19 protein-coding genes are annotated in these 20,484 nt (G+C 56.1%); 12 read left to right on the top strand and 7 right to left on the bottom strand.

What is annotated here, in order from left to right:
- The first annotated feature begins 107 nt into the window (after positions 1-107).
- Positions 108-374, top strand: coding sequence for a hypothetical protein (locus tag ACR6AS_RS07300; RefSeq protein WP_111139970.1), 267 nt, complete (start codon positions 108-110; stop codon positions 372-374).
- Between the two features lie 38 nt (positions 375-412).
- On the opposite strand, the gene ACR6AS_RS07295 is transcribed toward ACR6AS_RS07300, so the two are convergent.
- A complete protein-coding gene (locus ACR6AS_RS07295) occupies positions 413-652 on the bottom strand; it encodes a DinI-like family protein (protein WP_111139969.1) in 240 nt (79 codons plus the stop codon).
- Between the two features lie 176 nt (positions 653-828).
- On the opposite strand from ACR6AS_RS07295, the gene iraP reads away from it, so the two are divergent.
- The gene (gene iraP / locus ACR6AS_RS07290; protein ID WP_293771432.1) at positions 829-1,128 is read left to right on the top strand and encodes an anti-adapter protein IraP; all 300 of its coding nucleotides are present in this window, start codon (positions 829-831) and stop codon (positions 1,126-1,128) included.
- A gap of 166 nt (positions 1,129-1,294) precedes the next feature.
- Here iraP and ACR6AS_RS07285 read toward each other — a convergent pair whose 3' ends face one another.
- Complete coding sequence (locus ACR6AS_RS07285) at positions 1,295-1,618, bottom strand: DUF6388 family protein (protein WP_293771430.1); 324 nt, start codon at positions 1,616-1,618, stop codon at positions 1,295-1,297.
- A 251-nt stretch (positions 1,619-1,869) separates the two neighbouring features.
- Between ACR6AS_RS07285 and yedD the strand changes: the two genes are divergently transcribed.
- Entirely contained in the window at positions 1,870-2,340 is a 471-nt protein-coding gene (gene yedD, locus ACR6AS_RS07280; protein WP_434161593.1) for a lipoprotein YedD, read from the top strand.
- A 90-nt stretch (positions 2,341-2,430) separates the two neighbouring features.
- Here the strand turns inward: yedD and amyA are convergent, their stop codons facing one another.
- The 4 genes from amyA to fliD form a co-directional block, all read right to left on the bottom strand.
- Positions 2,431-3,912 carry an alpha-amylase gene (gene amyA / locus ACR6AS_RS07275; RefSeq protein WP_111139965.1) on the bottom strand — a complete coding sequence of 494 codons (1,482 nt, stop codon included), beginning with the start codon at positions 3,910-3,912 and terminating at the stop codon, positions 2,431-2,433.
- Between the two features lie 100 nt (positions 3,913-4,012).
- Positions 4,013-4,378: a flagella biosynthesis regulatory protein FliT gene (fliT, locus tag ACR6AS_RS07270; RefSeq protein ID WP_293771424.1), complete on the bottom strand. Its 366-nt coding sequence runs from the start codon at positions 4,376-4,378 to the stop codon at positions 4,013-4,015.
- Positions 4,378-4,785 (bottom strand): flagellar export chaperone FliS, encoded by a 408-nt coding sequence (gene fliS, locus ACR6AS_RS07265; protein ID WP_111139963.1) that lies wholly within the window; start codon positions 4,783-4,785, stop codon positions 4,378-4,380. Before fliS ends, fliT begins: the two co-directional genes overlap by 1 nt.
- Before the next feature lie 8 nt (positions 4,786-4,793).
- A complete protein-coding gene (gene fliD / locus ACR6AS_RS07260) occupies positions 4,794-6,212 on the bottom strand; it encodes a flagellar filament capping protein FliD (RefSeq protein WP_434161590.1) in 1,419 nt (472 codons plus the stop codon).
- A 336-nt stretch (positions 6,213-6,548) separates the two neighbouring features.
- Between fliD and ACR6AS_RS07255 the strand changes: the two genes are divergently transcribed.
- The 9 genes from ACR6AS_RS07255 (at position 6,549) to ACR6AS_RS07215 (ending at position 15,555) form a co-directional block, all read left to right on the top strand.
- Complete coding sequence (locus tag ACR6AS_RS07255; protein ID WP_434161588.1) at positions 6,549-7,832, top strand: FliC/FljB family flagellin; 1,284 nt, start codon at positions 6,549-6,551, stop codon at positions 7,830-7,832.
- 248 nt (positions 7,833-8,080) lie between these two features.
- Positions 8,081-9,049 (top strand): HNH endonuclease signature motif containing protein, encoded by a 969-nt coding sequence (locus tag ACR6AS_RS07250; protein ID WP_434161586.1) that lies wholly within the window; start codon positions 8,081-8,083, stop codon positions 9,047-9,049.
- A 144-nt stretch (positions 9,050-9,193) separates the two neighbouring features.
- Entirely contained in the window at positions 9,194-9,916 is a 723-nt protein-coding gene (locus ACR6AS_RS07245; RefSeq protein ID WP_128084334.1) for an RNA polymerase sigma factor FliA, read from the top strand.
- 49 nt (positions 9,917-9,965) lie between these two features.
- A complete protein-coding gene (gene fliZ / locus ACR6AS_RS07240; RefSeq protein WP_111139956.1) occupies positions 9,966-10,469 on the top strand; it encodes a flagella biosynthesis regulatory protein FliZ in 504 nt (167 codons plus the stop codon).
- A gap of 227 nt (positions 10,470-10,696) precedes the next feature.
- The gene (locus ACR6AS_RS07235) at positions 10,697-11,683 is read left to right on the top strand and encodes a D-cysteine desulfhydrase (RefSeq protein ID WP_434161584.1); all 987 of its coding nucleotides are present in this window, start codon (positions 10,697-10,699) and stop codon (positions 11,681-11,683) included.
- Positions 11,684-11,798: 115 nt separating this feature from the next.
- Entirely contained in the window at positions 11,799-12,599 is an 801-nt protein-coding gene (tcyJ, locus tag ACR6AS_RS07230; protein ID WP_111139954.1) for a cystine ABC transporter substrate-binding protein, read from the top strand.
- The gene (gene tcyL, locus ACR6AS_RS07225; protein WP_111139953.1) at positions 12,599-13,267 is read left to right on the top strand and encodes a cystine ABC transporter permease; all 669 of its coding nucleotides are present in this window, start codon (positions 12,599-12,601) and stop codon (positions 13,265-13,267) included. The genes tcyJ and tcyL overlap by 1 nt, the downstream gene beginning before the upstream one ends.
- Complete coding sequence (gene tcyN, locus ACR6AS_RS07220) at positions 13,264-14,016, top strand: L-cystine ABC transporter ATP-binding protein TcyN (RefSeq protein ID WP_293771404.1); 753 nt, start codon at positions 13,264-13,266, stop codon at positions 14,014-14,016. Before tcyL ends, tcyN begins: the two co-directional genes overlap by 4 nt.
- 453 nt (positions 14,017-14,469) lie before the next feature.
- Positions 14,470-15,555, top strand: coding sequence for an acyltransferase family protein (locus ACR6AS_RS07215; protein ID WP_434161581.1), 1,086 nt, complete (start codon positions 14,470-14,472; stop codon positions 15,553-15,555).
- 929 nt (positions 15,556-16,484) lie between these two features.
- Here ACR6AS_RS07215 and putA read toward each other — a convergent pair.
- Entirely contained in the window at positions 16,485-20,432 is a 3,948-nt protein-coding gene (gene putA, locus ACR6AS_RS07210; protein WP_434161580.1) for a trifunctional transcriptional regulator/proline dehydrogenase/L-glutamate gamma-semialdehyde dehydrogenase, read from the bottom strand.
- Positions 20,433-20,484: the final 52 nt, after the last annotated feature.

Genomic DNA, 20,484 nt, shown 5'->3' with positions numbered 1-20,484 from the left:
TAAATCTCACGGCGACATTTTATCTCTTAATGTGCGCTGGTTGATTGGCCGGTTGATGAACCGCTAAGCCTAATCACTTTGGATAACTGACCAGAAGGAAATTCAGCATGAGCGATTCAACTGAAACCAAGACCAAAACTGAATATCTGCGTGACGTGACCTCTCAGCTTAAAGAGATGCGCCACTACGCGCAGACCAACACCGAAACCCTTTCCAGCCATTGGTTAGCGTTTGATGCCGGTGAGTATAAAGACAAAACCAACGCCGACCGAATTGATGCGTTGCTGAATAAGCAGGGAAAACTGCTGGAAGATCTGGATGCCGCGATTCAGGACATCGAGATTGAAATCAATCACAGCGAGCAGGAGAGTTAAGTTTTCTCCCGCTGACTGATGCGGTGGCCGTTAAGGGATTAATCGGCCACCAGCCACATTTCCGCTTCGTCGAACATCTCTTCAACAATCCGCGCAACCGTCGCTTTATCATTCTTACTTAAATCAGTATCAATCGCGTTACGCTCCATCGGCTTAACCCTGACTTCGAGATCAGGAAACACCCGATGCACCCGCTTTTCCAGCTCCTCACGAATCATCTCGCGGGCACCCGGCAAACCGGCAACGTTGCGCTTGTCATAAATCAGTTCAACAAACATGATGGCAATCCATTCTGAGTAAAATCGCTGACCTATGATACTGTAAATAAAAACAGTAGCAAGGCGGCGCAGCCGATTTCGGGCAAAATTTTCAGGGTAAACGGGGTGTCATCTTAAACTGGCAAAACAGGCACGCCTCACGACATAATGGCGGCTTACTTTTCAGGAGGTGCGCGATGCGACAACTGGTGATTGATATTCTGCTCAAGCTGGCAAAAATGGACGTCGATGCTAAGGAGCTGACTGCACAGCTGGAGGCTCAGTCCCTGCTGGTTGCCGCGCTGCTGGTGCAGGCCAAACAGGATAACTCCCTGACCATTACGGAAACGGTTCAGGATGCGATTATCACCGCCTCGCAGTCCTCCGCGGAATTTATGCAGTCCGACGTTGACCTGTTGCTGACCCACATCAATCGTCTGCTGGCCGTGGCCAGTTATGTGGAAGTGAAGGGCAGAATCGCGGAAGAGAGAGAGTAACAGCAGGTTCACGCGCGTCCTGCGTTACCACAGAGCGCCGCCGTTTCAGGGCCATTGAAAACCAGAGTTTACCTGCAAAATCCGTTCAGGGGGCCCGTCGCACCCGCATGATGGTCGTGGTGCAACGGCCCGAAAGCCATCACCTGGCTTTCCAGTACAGCGCCGATCAGAGTTCGTTTTTGATGCAGAATTCTTCCCAGCTCATCCCCAGCGATTCCGCGTGAGATTTGAGGTAGGTCTCGATCGCCTCCGCCGCCACCGCTTTATCCGGCTCGGCGAGCTGAATAGAGAAGATCATCCCATCCAGATTCTTCTGCCGTAAAAAAGCGGCATAGATGCGTTCTGCATGCCATGCGCGCAGCTCGCGCAGCGACAGATTGGCGGCACGGGCATCGCTCTCAGTTAACTCATCAAGCGCAGCCTGAAAGTCGGGATGCGCGGTGAAAAACATCTCGCGCGCCTGGGCATAGTAGGCTTCTGGCGTTTTCATACTCATATTCCTGAAAAAGTGTTGCAGCGCGCCAGTGTAGCGGGTTGTGTTTCGCTTGTCAGGTGCGACAGACCCGCATCAGGAACCTCTCACGGGGAGCATCAGCCAGCCGAAGAGGGCAGGCGGCAGGCGCTGCGGATGAAATACGGCTTTTATTGGTTCTTCGTCGCCTGCCAGACACCAGATACCTTGCGCAACGCGGGGGAAAAATTATAACGTAGCCGCCATTGACGCGATCTTAGGGATTAAACATGAAAAAGTGGATGCTGATTGCTGCGCTGGCATTGGGTGGCTGTGCGCAGATTAACGATTATGAAAATGCGGTGCAGACGCCAGCGCCAGCGGAACTGCAGGGGAACTGGCAGACCGTCGGTCCGCAGAGCAACCTCGTCAGCGACCAGGCCATCGGCAGTCTGCTGATTACTGCAGAGGGCACCACGCTGGATTGCCGTCAGTGGCAGCGGGTGATTGCGAAGCCGGGTAAACTGACCCGACTGAACGGGGACTATGTCAACATTACGCGTCAGATGCGGGTGATGCCGCTCAACGTAGATAATGGTGAGCTGAAATATGACGGACTGGCCCTGCGCAAAGTGGCGCGTCCGACCGTTGAGTGTCAGCAGGCGATGAAGGAAGTAGCGAAACAGCCCAAAGCGGCGGTGATCCAGAACATCGAGCCGCAACTGCTGCGGACGGCGATCACCGAACACAACGCCGGTTAAGCCCACCCGCCTGAAATGCATCGCCCCGACGGACAGATGGCGTCCTTTACGCCTCCGCCCGCCGGGGCGGTGCTGTTTTCACGGCTTAGGTTATTCTGCTAACACCCAGACGCTGACGCTGCCTCCGTTGCAGGCAAAGACCGCAGTGCCGTGCTCGTCGGCGGTAATGGTCTCTTCCCGGTTACCCAGATGATCGCGCCAGACCTTGCCGGCAAAGCCTTCGCCCATTGGCACACTCTTCTCGCCCGCATCGCCGTTCGACATGATGACCACACAGCCCGGCTGTGTTTCGGTCCCGCTGCGGCTGAACGCCACGCAGTTCGGATGATCAAAATAGTCGGTCTGGACACCCCAGCCATACTGCTGACGGGCGCGGATTAACCCTTCCAGTTCCGGGATCACCGGCATTTCGATTTTGTGCTTCTCGCCGTCACCGCCTTCATCTTCATAGGTCGCCCCGAACAGATCCGGATAGAAGATGGTCGGCACGCCCTGTTCGCGCAGCAGAATCAGCGCATAGGCCAGCGGTTTGAACCAGGCTTCCACCGGCGCTTCCAGTGACTGCAGCGGCTGCGTATCGTGGTTGGCTACGATGGTCACCGCGTGCCACGGATCGGCCACGACCAGGGAGTTCGCGAAGATCTGGCTCATGTCGTAGGCGCTGCCGGCCGTAGAGGCCTGATGGAAGTTCATGTGCAGGGGAGCATCAAACAGCATGGTTTTGCCCTCCACCTGATGCACATACTCCTGCAGTTTTTCGGTTTCAAACGACCAGTATTCCGCCACGATGAACATCGGCTCCCGGGCGGCTTCCTGGATATGGTCGATCCACTCTTTATAGAACCAGGCGGGAATATGTTTGACTGCATCCAGGCGGAAGCCGGTGCAGGGCACCTGTTCCATCACCCAGCGCGCCCAGTATTTCAGCTCTTCCCGGACCGCGTTATTCCGGAAATCGATATTGGCACCCATCAGATAGTCGAAGTTGCCCAGCTCGTTATCGACCTGATCGTTCCAGCCTTCGGCAGTGTAGTCGTTGATGACTTTGAAGACGCCGTTTTCGTCCGGATTTTCGATGTGGTCTACGCCGCTGAAGCATTTGTGATCCCAGACGAATTTCGAATATTTTCCTTCACGCGCCGGAAAGGTGAATTTGGTCCAGGCCTCACACTCTACGACCTCGTCATAGATTTCATCACGGTTGTCCGGATTGACGCGGTTGACGCTGATCGCCTCTTTCTCGTCGGCACCCATTTTGTGGTTCAGCACGACATCGAGCAGCACCCCAACGTTATGGCTGCGCAGCGCCTCTGTTGCCGCCAGTAACTGCTGTTTATCACCATATTTGGTGGCAACGCCGCCTTTCTGATCGAATTCACCCAGGTCAAAAAGGTCATAGGTGTCGTAACCGACAGAATAGCCTCCTGAATCCCCTTTGTAGCTCGGAGGGAGCCACGCCATCGTAATGCCAATTTCACTGAGCCAGGCTGCACGTTCGGCGACTTCAGGCCACAGTTTGCTGCCATCCGGGTAATACCAATGGAAAAACTGTAATAACGTCGGGTTTTGCATTTACCACACTCCAGGGGATGATGAAAATTAAGTATGGAGTAAGCGGCAGAAAAGAGACGCCGCGCAGAAAAATAAATCTGGCGGCGTGAAAAGCAGGGTATCAGGAGAGGGTTTCGCGCGGCACCATAACGACGCCGCCCTGCTTCCCATAGGCGGAGAGTACCGATTTCTGGCGGCTGTTCTGGCTCACTAACGAGGCCAGCTCATCCATTCGCGCCTGCAGCAGGCGTTTGACTTCGCTTTCATTATCCAGAATACGACGCAGTACCGGGCGCAACTGCTCCTGCGTCTGCGAGGAGGGCGATACCGCCTCTGTCGAGTGCGCTAAATTCTGCACCGCGCTGACATATTCCGTCTCCCTGCTGATTAATTCATCCCATTCGCCCTGTACCGCATGATGCAGCATCCCCTGGCTGAGGTCGAGTAACTGTTGGTAAACGGCAATCAGATGCGGTGCAGTTGTCATTAAACGGCGTCCTGAATAGGGTTAGGTTGAACCACTTCTTTCCACGCGTCTGCGATGTTGCGGAGGAGGCCTTCGACCTCCTCAATCGCGGCAACATCATTGTGCAGGTTGGCCTCTAACAGGCGACGCGTCATGTAGTTGTAAAGATCCAGCAGGTTATCTGCCAGTTCATCACCACGGTTTTCAGCCAGACCCTCTTTCAGGCCCGCTTCGATGATATTGATAGCTTTGGAGATGGATTTGCCTTTGCCTTCAATATTGCCATCCTGCATAAACAGGCGTGCGCGGATTAACGCGCTCAGTGCGCCGTCGAACAGCATGACAACCAGCTGCTGCTGGCTGGCGCTCATGACGGCGCTTTCGACGCCAATTTTTGCATAGGCCTGGGTGCCTGTAGCGGTGTACATGGTCACTCCTACGATTTATTGGAAGAATTAGACGTATCGAACTGCTGCGTCAGATACGTACTGGTCGAGTTAAGTTTACTGATCGCTATATCCAGCTGGGTAAACTGCGTCTTATATCGGGCGATATCCGCATCGATGCGATCATTAGTGGTGTTATAAAGCGCCGTTAAGTTATTCAGGGTCTTACTGACACCGTCGGTGGCAGACTGAACGATCCCCTTGGATGATAACCAGCCGGTAATGTTGGTCGCAATTTTAGTGGTAATGCCGGTGGTCTTACCGTCACCCACAATCATCTCTTTTACGCCTGCGGCATCTTTATCCAGTGCGGCACTGACTTTAGTCGCATCAATCTTCAGTGAACCGGTGGTAGGGTCAGTGGTGATACCGATCTGCCCCAGCGATTTGTAAGCTGATGTGCTCTGCGCATTGGTCAGCATACTTTTCAGCTGGGTCTGAATAGTCCGGAGCGTGCTGTCACCGAGCAGTGCACCGTTGCTGCTGTCCTGAGTACCCGTGTTGGTGTCGACCTTGGTGTACTTGGTCAGCGTATTAAACTGATCCAGAAGGGTATTATAAGCATCCACCCAACTGCTGATGGCGCTGGACGCTTTTGAGGTGTCTTTGGTGATCGTCAGTGTCTGATCGCCTACCGTCTGCGCAGTCAGATTCAGTGTAATGCCTTCCAGCGCGTCGCTGATCTGGTTGCTGCTGTTCTCAATGGCCACATTGTTCACGGTCAGTTTAGCGTTCTGCGCCGCGACACTCTGCGTCATCGGATTGCTGCTGGCGCTGGCGTCAAAACCGACGATCCCCTGCAGGGTACTGTCGCCAGTGACGGCAACAGAAGCGACTGCATTGTCGCTGCCGGTCTTGTTAGCACTCATGGAGAGACGGAAGCTGCCATCCGAGACCTTGATAATCGTGGCGGTCACGCCGGCATTTGCGCCGTTAATTGCATCGCGCATGCCGGTCAGCGACGTCTGGTCGTTACTCAACGTAACGCTTTTGCTGGTGCCATCTTTCAGGGTGATGGCGATGCTGCGGCTGCTCACGGAGCTGTCGCCCAGTGCAGCGGTGTTGCTGCTCTGCACCGCCGAGGTCAGGACCTGCGCCTGCGCCAGCTGCGTCACGTTGATCGAATATTTACCGGCCACGGTGCTGCCAGAGGTCGTGGCACTGAACGCGGTCGAACTGCTGGTCGCTGTAGTGGCGGTAAACAGATCGGCACTGTTCAGCTTGGTATTAGCGGTCTGGAAAGTGGTCAGCGAGCTTTTCAGAGTAGCATAAGCACTCAGCTTGGCAGTGTAAGCTGTCTGTTGCGTTGAGATAGGTTTCAGCGCCGCTTTTTCCGCGGTCTGCAGATTATCAAGCATCGTACTGAGTGGCAGGCCGGAACCGACACCAAGGTTGCTAAAACTAGCCATGTTTATTCCTTTATAAGGTCGACAGGGAAATTGATACCGGAGTTATCGGCCTTGATTAAGGAAAGTTTAAAGCTATTTGCCTTAGGGTAATGGGATAAATAAGCGCTATAGAGAAGGGCAATTCAGCGGCTAGAAAATTAATGAATTAAGTCTAAAGAAGTCGGAACCGGTGGCGATAACTTACAACGTGACAGGCAGAAGCAGAAAAGTTCGCCTGGTACTAAAAAAATTCTAAAGGTTGTTTGACGGCAGACGATAACAACTTTGACGGCGCTGAAGCCGGCGGGTTGAAGCCCACACCTTAACCGAAAGACTTGATTAACAGGAAAATTTATCATGGCCCAAGTCATTAATACCAACAGCCTCTCGCTGATCACTCAGAACAACATCAACAAGAACCAGTCAGCTCTGTCTACCTCTATGGAGCGTCTGTCTTCTGGCTTACGTATCAACAGCGCGAAAGATGACGCTGCGGGTCAGGCGATTGCCAACCGTTTCACCTCTAACATCAAGGGCCTGACTCAGGCTGCACGTAACGCCAACGACGGTATCTCTGCTGCGCAGACCACTGAAGGCGCACTGTCAGAAATCAACAACAACTTACAGCGTGTTCGTGAACTGACCGTACAGTCACAGAACGGCACCAACTCTGATTCTGACCTGTCTTCAATCCAGGACGAAATCAAATCACGTCTGAGCGAAATCGACCGCGTATCTGGTCAGACTCAGTTCAACGGCGTGAACGTGCTGGCGAAAGACGGCGCAATGAAAATTCAGGTTGGCGCAAACGATGGTGAAACCATCAATATCGACCTGAAGAAAATCGACTCTTCAACTCTGGGTCTGTCAGGTTTCGGCGTCTCTAAAAACGCACTGAAAACCAGCGATGCAATCACCCAGGTTGGCGCAAGCGGTTCACTGAAGGATGTTAACCTGTCAGCTGTTGCAACTGCTCTGAAAGTTGACGCAAGCTCACTGTCACTGAGAAACGTACAGACTGCTGCTGGTGCCGCCACTGCAACTTACGTTGTCTCTTCAGGCAGCGACAACTACGCAGTATCTGTTGACGACGCGACTGGTAACGTTTCTCTGAATACCACTGACGTTTCTTACACCGACTCAGCTAACGGTGTAACTGCAGGCACCATGTCTGGCCAGTTCGTTAAAGTTGGCGCAGATTCTACCGGTGCAGCGCAGGGTTACGTGACCGTTCAGGGCAAAGATTACAACACTGCAGCAGCAGCAATTGTAAATGGTAGCGCAGCCGGTACTACTGCTGTAGCTAGCAACATCGGCGATATCGCTGACACCGCTAACGCTAACGCTCACAAAGGCTCAGCAACTGCTAACCCGCTGGCACTGCTGGACAAAGCTATCGCATCTGTTGATAACTTCCGTTCAAGCCTGGGTGCTGTTCAGAACCGTCTGAACTCAGCGGTTACTAACCTGAACAACACCACTACCAACCTGTCTGCAGCACAGTCTCGTATTCAGGATGCTGACTACGCAACTGAAGTTTCAAACATGTCTAAAGCGCAGATCGTACAGCAGGCTGGTAACTCCGTATTGGGCAAAGCCAACCAGGTTCCACAGCAGGTTCTGTCTCTGCTGCAGGGCTAATCACTCTAAGTAAGTCCGATAAAAACCCCGCCCTGGCGGGGTTTTTGCGTTATTGAATTAAGGTGGTATCAGCCATTTGCGGAAAGCGACAGCTAAATTGCAGATACCTGGGTTTTTATTCCCAGCGAGGTGAAATTTTTACCTAGACCTTTCCCCTTAATCTCCCCCTCCCGTTACAGTTCCCCCACGGCCTGCCGATAACTCTTCACAGAACAACATCATTTTGATTTTCACTTTATGGAGTGTCTATGCGCTTCAATTACGACCTGTTGCCGGGCGAGCGGCTGACCTTCGAGGAGATCGCCCGGCGTTATGCTCTGCAATACCCTGATGACAAAGAGCTGACGGCGCGCGCCTTACTTAGTCCCTCAACCGGCCTGCGGACGCTGAAAATTCGTGCGGTCTTCGCCCGTGAAGAGAGCAACAGCCCGCTGGAGGATCTGCTGTTTATCTCCAGCGACAACGAGCGAAAAAATTACCTGCGCCGCTTTGAGCACTACCTGAAACAGCATCTCTCATTTCTCTATTTCCGTCGCAGCGAAAACGAGAAGCGCGACAACCTGTGGAGGGTGATGGGCAGCAGTCAGGTTTTTGCGATGATCGATCCGCAATCGGCTACGGCGCAGAACCTGCTGAGCAGCCGCGGCTATAAGCTGGTGCTGATGCATCAGGACGATGACGAGGCTTACTGGCAGCTCTTTAATCCGCAGGCGAATCCCTGTTTTCCGCAGTCCCGACGCATTCAGTTCATCGTGGTGCTGAGCACACCACACCTCAAAGTGCCCGCGGCGGTAATGCCGGGAACGGAGGTCGGGCGCCGTGTCAAGGCCAGGGTGCTGCAGCGCGCCAGTCAGGCCGAATTCAGCGCCGGTGTCAAAGCGCGCTACGGTGCCTGCGTCATGACCGGCACCGAACTGACCGAACGGCACAACTGGCCCTGGGTGGAAGCCTGTCACATCGACACGCGAGAGGGGGAAGACGGGCTGCTGGCCGACAACAGCATCGACAACGGCCTGTTTTTGCGCAGCGATTTGCAGCGGCTGTTTATTAACCGATTGATTAGCATTGATGGTGAGTCGGGCGAGATTCATGTGCACCCTGGCGAGGAGGCGCGGCAGCATATTGCGCCCTGGTATCAGGAGCTGGATGGACGTGTCTGTAGCCTGTGGTCAGCCGTGCCGCCCGCCACGCGGCAACGGCTGCGAGCCCGTCGTTAATCCCGACTGATGAGTGCAGAGGGATCTGCGCTCTGATGCAACAAAAATGAAATAGCCTCGTTTTACCCCGCCTATTCATCCAATCGAAAACGCTACAGAATTGGATAATCATGCCGATAACTTCATTAACGCAGGGTAGTCAACGTGAACGATTTCTATACCGCCGAAGGCGTGATGGACAAACATTCGCTCTGGCAGCGCTACGTGCCGCTGGTGCGCCATGAAGCGTTGCGTTTGCAGGTTCGCCTGCCAGCCAGCGTGGAGCTTGACGACCTGCTGCAGGCCGGAGGGATAGGGTTGTTAAACGCTGTGGAGCGCTACGATGCGCTACAGGGCACAGCCTTTACCACCTACGCCGTGCAGCGCATTCGTGGCGCAATGCTCGACGAGCTTCGCAGTCGGGACTGGGCTCCGCGCAGCGTTCGTCGTAACGCGCGTGAAGTGGCCGGAGCAATGCATAAAGTGGAGCAGGCGCTGGGGCGCTCTGCTTCCGAGCAGGAAGTGGCACAGCAGCTGAATGTCTCTATGGAGGAGTACCGGCAGATCCTGCTGGACACCAACAATAGTCAACTCTTTTCCTACGACGAGTATCGGGAAGAGCACGGCGACAGTGCGGAACTGGTGACGGAAGGCCATGAAGAGGCCAATCCGCTTCATCAGCTACTGGAAGGGAGTCTGCGTGAGCGCGTCATTGAAGCGATCGAAGCGTTACCCGATCGTGAAAAGATGGTGCTGACACTGTACTACCAGGAAGAACTGAACCTGAAAGAGATTGGCGCGGTGCTTGATGTGGGGGAATCCCGTGTCAGCCAGCTGCACAGTCAGGCGATTAAACGCCTGCGTGCCCGACTTACGGGAGCGCGCTAGCAGTATCAGTTCCTGGCGATTCAAATTATAAGAAACCGGGGACTCAGTAATGGGAGCCAAAACCAAGGCCAGACCGTTAAGTCGTTATCTTAAAGACTATAAACACAGCCAGAGCAATTGTTCACACTGTGGCAAGGTATTAGATCGAATGGCGCTCGTTTTTCGTGGCCAGATCATCAATAAAGAGGCCATCGCGCGAATGGACCAGATGATTGATGAGCAGCTGTGGCTGAAACTTCAGCCCGAGCTGACCGCGCTTTGTCGTTTTTGCAGTGATATTTTTTGCAATACGCATCCTAATTATTTCGACATTATGTCGTTTAAACAGTATCTGTTTGAGCAGACAGAGATGAGCCCCAGCACGATTCGCGAATATGTGGTGCGGCTGCGTCGGCTGGATGAGATGCTGAAAGCCAAAAATTTCCCGGCCGACAGGCTGCAGGGAAACAGCTGGCATCAGTGTCTGGAAAGCGATCTGCCCGATGCCGGTAATAACAATTACCGCATTGCGCTGCGCAAGTACGATCAATTCTTAGGCTGGCAGCAGGGTTAATCCTGTTCTGCACCGATTGCTCCCCCTTGTGCCTGTGGCACATTGCCCTGTTGCCCGCGCGCCGGGTAACGGGGAAGGGGGAGCACGGCGCCGCCTGCGGTTTTACTGCCCCCTGTTTTATCACGGCCTTTTCGTTACCGCCTCTGCTGACACCTGAATCAGGATGATCCTTTCTGTATCTTCTGTAACACTGTAGAGATGATTCCCGTGCCCATACGGAGGCCGCTTTGTCTTTACACCTGTTACACCAGTTTCCCCGTCTTGAACTGCTGGGCGCACCGACGCCGCTGGAGCATCTGCCACGACTGTCCGATTACCTGGGACGCGATATTTTCATCAAGCGTGATGACTTTACCCCGGTGGCGATGGGCGGCAACAAGCTGCGTAAACTGGAGTTCCTGGCTGCGGATGCGCTGCGCGAAGGCGCCGATGTGCTGCTGACCGCGGGCGCGATTCAGTCTAACCATGTGCGTCAGACGGCCGCCGTTGCGGCCCGGCTGGGTCTGAAGTGCGTGGCGCTGCTGGAAAACCCGATCGGCACCGACGCTGAAAATTATCTCACCAACGGCAACCGTCTGCTGCTGGATCTGATGGATGCTGAAGTGATCATGGTGGAGGCGCTGCATAATCCCGTGGAGCAGCTGGCTGAGGAAGCCACCCGGCTGGAGGCGCAGGGCTTCCGGCCTTACATCGTACCGGTTGGCGGCTCCAATGCGCTGGGTGCGCTGGGCTATGTGGAGTGCGCACAGGAGATTGCCCATCAGAGCGAAGGCGTGGTCGATTTCGCCGCCGTTGTTGTCGCCTCAGGTAGTGCCGGCACCCATGCCGGGCTGGCCGTTGGCCTGGAGCATCTGTTACCACAGAGCGAACTGGTCGGCGTGACTGTTTCCCGTCAGGTTGCGCAGCAACAGCCGCTGGTTGAGCGGTTGCGTGACGCCCTGGCTGAGAAGCTGGAAGTGCAGGCGACAGCGCCAGTCACCCTGTGGGATGACTATTTTGCGCCACGCTATGGTGAGCCGAATGAGGAAGGCATGGCGGCGGTAAAGCTGCTGGCGCGACTGGAAGGGATCATGCTGGACCCGGTCTATACCGGCAAGGCGATGGCCGGATTGCTGGATGGCATCAGCCGGAATCGCTTCCGCCGTGAAGGTCCGCTGCTGTTTATTCATACGGGGGGTGCACCGGCGTTATTTGCTTATCATCCTTCGATCTGAGACAAGCCAACAAAACAGTTTATACTCCGTGCGTTATCATTCTGGACTGGCAGCGACTCGCGGTGCTGCCCTTATAAAAAAACACACACACAATACTGTCAATAATGGGGTGAATATGTCCTTTTCTCGTGCAGGTCGTCAGATGATGATGGGCGTCATGGCTGTGGCGCTGATTGCGGGCGTTAACGTTAAAACCTTTGCAGCAGAAAACCTGCTGAACAAAATCAAAGAGCGCGGCACGCTGCTGGTGGGTCTGGAAGGCACCTATCCGCCGTTCAGCTTCCAGGATGAAAAGGGCAAGCTGACCGGCTTTGAAGTGGAGTTTGCCGAGCAGCTGGCGCAGCATATGGGTGTTAAAGCGAGCCTGAAGCCGACTAAATGGGATGGCATGCTGGCGTCACTCGACGCGAAGCGCATCGATGTGGTGATCAACCAGGTCACCATCTCCGATGAGCGTAAGAAGAAGTATGACTTCTCCACGCCTTATACCGTTTCCGGTATCCAGGCGCTGACCATGAAAGCCAATGCCAGCACCATTACTAAACCGGCCGACCTGGCGGGTAAAAAGGTGGGTGTGGGTCTGGGCACCAACTATGAGCAGTGGCTGCGTGAAAACGTGAAGGGCGTGGACATCCGTACCTATGATGATGACCCGACCAAATATCAGGATCTGCGCTCTGGCCGTCTGAATGCGATTCTGGTTGACCGTCTGGCTGCGCTGGATCTGGTGAAGAAGACCGGCGATACCATGGCCGTTGCCGGTGACGCCTTCTCGCGTCAGGAGTCGGGCGTCGCCATGCGCAAGGGCAATGAAGACCTGCTGAAAGCGGTCGATCAGGCCATTGCGGATATGCAGAAAGATGGCTCGCTGAGCAAGCTGTCGCAGAAATGGTTTGGCGCGGACGTGACGAAATAATGCAGGAAAGCCTTCAACTGGTGCTGGATTCAGCACCTTTTTTATTCAAAGGCGCGCTCTTTACGCTACAGCTCAGCATCGGCGGCATGTTCTTCGGGCTGCTGCTGGGCTTTGTTCTGGCCCTGATGCGCCTGTCGCGCATCTGGCCGGTTCGCTGGCTGGCGCGTATCTATGTCTCGATCTTCCGTGGCACGCCGCTGATCGCCCAGCTCTTTATGATCTACTACGGTCTGCCGCAGTTTGGCATTGAGCTGGACCCGATCCCCTCTGCGATGATTGGCCTTTCCCTGAATACGGCCGCTTACGCGTCGGAGTCTCTGCGCGGCGCGATTTCCTCGATTGAGCGCGGGCAGTGGGAAGCGGCGGCCAGTATCGGGATGACGCGCTGGCAGACGCTGCGCCGGGTTATTCTGCCGCAGGCCGCCCGCACCGCGCTGCCGCCGCTCGGCAACAGTTTTATCAGCCTGGTTAAGGATACCTCGCTGGCCGCCACCATTCAGGTGCCGGAACTGTTCCGTCAGGCGCAGCTGATCACCTCGCGCACGCTGGAAGTCTTTACCATGTATCTGGCGGCCTCACTGATCTACTGGGTGATGGCGACGGTATTATCTGCCCTGCAGAACCGGCTGGAGCAGCATGTTAATCGTCAGGATTCGGAGTCGAAATGAGCGCCATCGAAGTCAGAAAGCTGGTGAAATCTTTTAATGGCCAGAGGGTGCTGCACGACATCGACCTCGATGTGGCCGCGGGTGAAGTGGTGGCAATCATCGGCCCCAGCGGCTCAGGCAAGACGACGCTGCTGCGCAGTATCAATCTGCTGGAAGTGCCGGATAGCGGCACCATCCGGGTCGGCGATATCACCATCGATGCGGCGCTGGCCGAGAGTAAGCAGAAAGAGCAGGTGCGTCGTCTGCGTCAGCAGGTCGGGTTTGTCTTTCAGAACTTCAATCTGTTTCCGCACCGTTCGGTGATCGATAACATCATTGAAGGGCCGGTTATCGTTAAGGGCGAGCCGAAAGCGGAGGCGGCAGCTCGCGCCCGCACGCTGCTGGAAAAAGTCGGACTGCAGGGCAAAGAGGCGAGTTTTCCACGTCGCCTCTCGGGCGGGCAGCAGCAGCGTGTGGCGATTGCCCGGGCGCTGGCGATGCGACCGGAAGTCATCCTGTTTGACGAACCTACGTCGGCGCTGGATCCTGAGCTGGTGGGCGAGGTGCTCAGCACCATTCGCGCACTGGCTGAAGAGAAACGCACGATGGTCATCGTCACGCATGAGATGAGCTTCGCCCGCGACGTGGCCGACCGTGCCATCTTCATGGATCAGGGGCGGATTGTGGAGCAGGGCGATGCAAAGGCGTTGTTCAGCAATCCCCGCCAGCCACGTACCCGTCAGTTCCTCGACAAATTCCTGAATCAGTAATCACACTGCCTTCTCCGGAAGGCAGTTTTTATCTGCCCATCTGATTGCGCCTCCGCTCTGGTTATACCACTCTGATTTCTCCGCCATCATAATTATTTAATTGTCCGTTAAACCTTTTGACGCATCTGACAAAACTTTTCCTTTCATCAGAAATTAACTGGCTTCTGCAGTGACGCCTTTTTCTTAATTATATTCATCGCTTTATCAAATAATGATTATCCTTTGCTGCGGATCTGGCGGGGCTAATTCCCGTTATCCATTGCTATTCGTAAGTGTAAGGAAACGTTCTTCTGAGTAAATAACTGTGGCATCAGGGCCACTGCGCGGCTTTTAAGAGTTTCGCTACATTCATCAACCTTTCAAAGGCGAATAATTGCCGGATAACGATAAAGCAATAGTGATTTCCTCGCTTTGACTTTTCACTCTTCTGACCTACACAGCAGGAGTCATTGAATGAATCAGACCAAGTCAGACAAGATACTGTGGGTGGACACCCTCAAAGGCGCCTGCATCATGCTGGTAGTGCTTTATCACACGGTACTGCCCGGTTTCGAAGGCACACTGAAATATCTCTCTGCCGGCTGGATCCCTGCCGAAATATGGGTACAGTTTAATACGGTCCTGTCGCCATTACGGATGCCCGCCTTTTTCTTTGTGTCGGGATTACTGGCGACCAACGGTATTGTTAACCGTCCCTGGAAACAGGTCTTTACCAGTCGCATCACTAATCTCTTTTATCTCTATATTCTGTGGGGATTTATTCAATGGTGGTCAATCGTTGGTATCTCGACAGAAATAACCGGCCAGCGTATTTCGCAGAATCTTAATGCTGCCTATGCCGGTTCGCTGTGGGAATTTCTCCGGCTGACCTTTATGGCCATGAGTACCTCATGGTATCTGTATGGGCTCGGGATCTATTTCCTCTGTGCCAAAATTTTCCGTGAATATAAGCTGGCCCTGGTGGCGGTAGCGGTGCTGCTGAATTATCTGGCGGTGGAAAAAGTGATCCCTTACTGGGGACCCCAGAGTCTGGCGCAATATTTCCTCTTCTTCCTGCTAGGTGCGTTCTGGAGCCAGGCCATGCTGCGCCTGAGTGAATGGCACCGGGAGAATCTGGTACCCTGGGCGGTGCTGGCGGCGGTGGCCGGTATTCATGTGATATTCGGTCTGGATAAGAGTCTGTTCCTCTGCGTGCTGGCAGTGCTGTTCAGTATCGCCGCCTGCCGCTGGCTGAATCAGCACTTCAGTATGCGTTATCTCAACTGGGTAGGGCGCAATACGCTACAGATTTACGTCCTGCATCGTATTTTTATCGAGTTCTTTGGTATGACCGCGATTCAGTTTGCGCAGCGGCATCATCTGTTTGAGCAGGCGTGGTTTTCATGGCTCTGGGCCTGTTTTTATCCGGTGGCCATCGTGGGACTCTGTTCACTCAGTTCGGTAGCGATCTGGTCGCTGACCAATCGCGGTGTCGGTCAGTCGCTGTTTGTCTTCCCGACGCTGCTGAAAAGGACGCCTGGCGGCGTGAGCCGGGGATAGCACGGGATTGTGGTAACAGGCTGGCGCTGAGCGGGTTTCGGATGACAGCAGATTTACCCTGAGCGGGTTTGGGATGGCAGCAGATGTACCCTGAGCGGGTTTCGCCCGCCATGCGAGCGGAAGTTTCAGGTTGCCCGTGCGGGCGGACGCGTCAGGGGGCGGACGCCCGCCCCTTAACAATCCCGGCGTCCGGCTGCCTTCGCGCCCCGCTTCGCGGGGTGCCCTCGTCACGCCCTGCGGCCGACGGACCGTCCGGACGCGCCATCCCTGGCGCGAACCGTCCTTTCGCCGACGTCCTGTCGGCTCATCCTGGCCTCCGGTTGTTCCTCGGCGCTGCGGACGCCTCTCCCAATCCCCGCCTGTAAGTTCATAGTGTTTTTGACGTGCAGCGTTGTCTGACAGAGTTGTAGCCAGCTCCGCTATCGGCAACGCCAGCAAAAGCACTGAATATGATGATGGGCACATGCAGGAATAGTGCGTGCCCCTGATTGAGTCAGAACCAAAGTCACCGCAAGGCAGAAGACTTACCGCGATGAAAGACCGAAAGTCAGAAGAAGAAATAACAGCGGGGGAGGGAGGCCGTCAGAACCGCTGAGCGGATGAGGGATTTCAGGACGAGCGACAGCGATGTCGCGAAGAGGCGGGTTCGCGCCAGGGATGGCGCGTCCCGCCGGTCCGTGAGAAATCCGGAAGAAGCGAAGGGACCGCGAATCGGCGGTGATGCAGGCCGGAGCCCGGGGGCAAGGGGGCGCGGCGACTGGCGCCCCCTTGTCGGTCGCCTGCTGAAGCGGGCCTGAAACTGCCCAATCCACCAGGCGAACGAAACCCGCACCATACCCCGTTCAGGATACCCCGTTCAGGCAGCAACTCTGCACCGCTGCCCAGGCGAACAAAAATTCCCGTTCGCCCACCGCCCCTTTATTTCCCCATTACCCGATAGTCATCAGACTGGCATTGCCGCCTGCCGCAGCGGTATTCACACTCAGCGAACGTTCAATCAGCAGACGCTCCAGCAGCAGATTCGTCTCGCCGCGGGCGAAGCCCTGCACCGACACAATCGCGCCGTCACGCGCCGCGATCTGTTCACACAGGGCGCGCAACTGATCGGCATCGCCGTGATAAATCACCGCATCAAACTCTGCCGCTAACGGATCGCGCGCCAGTTTAATACGGGCCTTAACCGCATCCGGCAGCGAGGTCAGTAAGGCGCGATGCAGCTCATCATCCTGCCACAGGGCTTTACTGCCGACGCTGGTGACCGCAGCCAGCTGGATCAGCGCATCCTGCTCGTTGTCCGCCAGGCAGAGTACCCGATCGCGAGGCAACAGCGAGAAGGTGTTACGTTCGCCGGTCGGGCCAGGCAGCAGCCGGACGACGCCCGCCTGGGCCAGTTCGCCGTAGTGCTGGCACAGCTCAGCCAGGGCGGGCTTCTCTTTCGCCCAGAGGCTCAACGCCTGATGCGGAGCCAGCAGAGACTGGCGCAGCGTACTGTCTGCCGGACGCTCCGCATCCTGACGATCAAAGGTCAGACGCAGTGCGCTATCCGGGCGATGAGCCAGCAGTCGATAGAGGTAGAGCGGACCACCGGCCTTCGGACCTGTGCCAGACAGACCTTCGCCGCCAAACGGCTGCACGCCGACCACCGCGCCTACCATGTTACGGTTAACGTAAAGGTTACCGACCCGGGCATTTGCCGTGACCTGGGCGATGGTCTCATCGATACGGGTGTGGACACCCAGCGTCAGACCGTAGCCAGAGGCGTTAATCTGATCGATCACCTGAGGCAGCGCGGTGCGGCTGAAGCGCACGACGTGCAGCACCGGACCAAAGATCTCTTTGTCCAGATCGCTGACCTGATTCAGTTCAATCAGGGTGGGTTTCACAAAGGTGCCGCTGTTCCACTCTTTACTGTCCTGCGGGTTATCCTGCACCGCCTGATAAACGGTAAAGCCTTTATTGCGCATCGCCTGAATATGGCGGTCGATATTGGCTTTCGCTTCGGCATCAATGACCGGGCCGATGTCGGTTGAGAAACGCTCCGGATTGCCCATGCGGCACTCTGCCATCGCACCACGCAACATCTTCAGCGTATGGTCAGCCACATCTTCCTGAATACAGAGCAGACGCAGCGCCGAGCAGCGCTGTCCGGCACTGTCGAAGGCTGATGCGACGATATCGACTACCACCTGCTCGGTAAGTGCGGAAGAGTCAACGATCATGGCATTCATGCCGCCGGTTTCTGCAATCAGCGGCGTCGGGCGACCCTGTGGATCAAGACGACCGGCCAGGTTGCGCTGCAGCAGAGTCGCGACCGCCGTCGAGCCGGTAAACATAACGCCGCGAACCCGATCGTCGCCGGTCAGCTGCGCGCCCACGGTTTCACCCTGACCCGGCAGCAGCTGCAGAACGCCAGCGGGTACACCCGCATCCAGCAGGATCTGAACCGCCTGTGCCGCAATCAGCGGCGTCTGCTCGGCCGGTTTTGCCAGCACGCTGTTGCCCGCAGCCAGTGCAGCAGCAATCTGACCGGTGAAGATCGCCAGCGGGAAGTTCCAGGGGCTGATACAGACCACCGGACCCAGCGGACGGTGCGTCTCGTTGTCGAAATCGTCACGTACCATCCCGGCGTAGTAATAGAGGAAATCTACCGCTTCACGCACTTCGGCGATGGCGTTGTTGTAGGTCTTGCCCGCTTCACGCACCAGGATGCCGATCAGCTGCTGCATCTGGCCTTCCATGATCTGTGCAGCACGTTCCAGAATGGCCGCACGCTCCTGCGGCGGTGTGGCGAACCAGATCGGCCCGCTGTTCACAGCAGCATCCAGCGCCAGGGAGACTTCCTGCTCCGTCGCTTCACGTACCTGACCAACCCGATCGTTCGGCGCAGCCGGGTTCAGAACGTCACGCAGTTCACCGGCACCGGCTTCCCCCTCGATCATCGGTTCAGCCAGGCAGGGCTGTGCGGCGCTGCTCAGCAGGGCGCTGGAGAGGGAGGCAAGACGATGCTCGTTAGCCATATCCAGTCCCGCTGAGTTCACGCGGTTTTCACCGTAGAGTTCGCGCGGCAGCGGGATCTTCGGATGCGGCAGGCCAATGGTGCCTTCGCTGACGCCCAGCTTTTCAACGGCGCTGACCGGATCGGCCACCAGCTCATCGATTGGCAGCGAAGTATCGGCGATGCGGTTAACAAAGGAGGTGTTCGCGCCATTCTCCAGCAGGCGGCGAACCAGATAGGCCAGCAGGGTTTCATGGGTACCGACCGGCGCGTAAATGCGGCAGGGACGGTTCAGTTTGCCGTCCGCCACTTTGCCGACGACCTGCTCGTAAAGCGGTTCGCCCATTCCGTGCAGACACTGGAACTCATACTGACCCGGATAGTAGTTATTGCCCGCCAGCTGATAAATTGCCGCCAGAGTGTGGGCGTTGTGCGTGGCAAACTGTGGATAGATCAGGCTCGGTACAGATAGCAGCTTACGGGCGCAGGCCAGGTAAGAGATGTCGGTATAGACCTTGCGGGTGTAAACCGGATAACCCTCCAGTCCTTCCATCTGCGCGCGCTTAATTTCGCTGTCCCAGTAGGCCCCTTTCACCAGACGAATCATCAGGCGACGACGGCTGCGCTGCGCCAGATCGATCAGTTCATCAATCACAAACGGGCAGCGTTTCATGTAGGCCTGAATGACGAAGCCGATACCGTTCCAGCCTTCCAGCTCCGGTTCGAAACAGAGCTTCTCCAGCAGATCCAGTGACAGCTCCAGACGGTCGGCCTCTTCGGCATCGATGTTGATGCCGATGTCATAGGAGCGGGCCAGCAGCGTCAGCGATTTCAGAATCGGGTAGAGCTCCTCCATGACGCGCTCATACTGCGCACGGCTGTAGCGGGGGTGCAGGGCGGAGAGCTTGATGGAGATACCCGGGCCTTCATAGATGCCGCGGCCATTTGAGGCTTTGCCAATCGCGTGGATCGCCTGCTGATAAGAGAGCAGGTAGGCTTTGGCATCACCAGCCGTCAGCGCCGCTTCACCCAGCATGTCATAGGAGTAGCGGAACCCTTTCTCTTCCAGCTTGCGGGCGTTCGCCAGGGCTTCCGCAATCGTTTCGCCGGTGACGAACTGCTCACCCATCAGACGCATCGCCATATCCACGCCTTTGCGGATCAGCGGCTCGCCCCCTTTACCGATAATGCGGTTCAGCGAGCTGGAGAGGTTTGACTCGTTGTGAGTCGAAACCAGACGACCGGTAAACAGCAGGCCCCAGGTGGCTGCGTTGACAAACAGAGAGGGGCTGCGTCCCAGATGCGACTGCCAGTTGCCGTTGCTGATCTTGTCACGGATCAGCGCATCGCGCGTTGGCTTGTCAGGAATACGCAGCAGCGCCTCGGCCAGGCACATCAGCGCCACGCCTTCATGAGAGGAGAGAGAGAACTCCTGCAGCAGGCTCTGCACCATACCGGCGCGTCCGGTTGCACCTTTCTGGTGCCGCAGCTTGTCGGCGAGCTGGTAAGCCAGCTGGTGAGTTTTCTCTGCCAGCGCCGCCGGTAAACGGGCCTGCTCCAGCAGCATCGGCACCGCATCGGTCTCCGGGCGACGCCACGCGGCAGTCACGGCAGAGCGGATCACGGACTGAGGTAAAATCTGCTCTGCGAAGTCGAGGAACGGCTGGTGCATCTCCTCGGGCTGGATGTCGTCAGCCTCAGTGGCCGCCTGAGCAGAAAGGGGGATCTCTGGCAGACTGTCGCCGGTTTCCAGTTGGCCCAGATAGGTAAAGATCGCCTGTTTAATCAGCCAGTGTGGCGTGCGATCAATACGCTGCGCAGCCAGTTTGATGCGCTCACGCGTTGCGTCATCCAGTTTTACACCCATGGTGGTTGTACCCATGACTCCAGAGCTCCTTAATAGTGGTTCGATACGGCGTTGGCTGCACTATCAC

The organism is Pantoea phosphatilytica (assembly GCF_051025615.1).
Lineage (GTDB): Bacteria > Pseudomonadota > Gammaproteobacteria > Enterobacterales > Enterobacteriaceae > Pantoea.
Note: the sequence above shows the minus strand (reverse complement) of the source record. Positions and strands in the feature narration are given on the sequence as shown.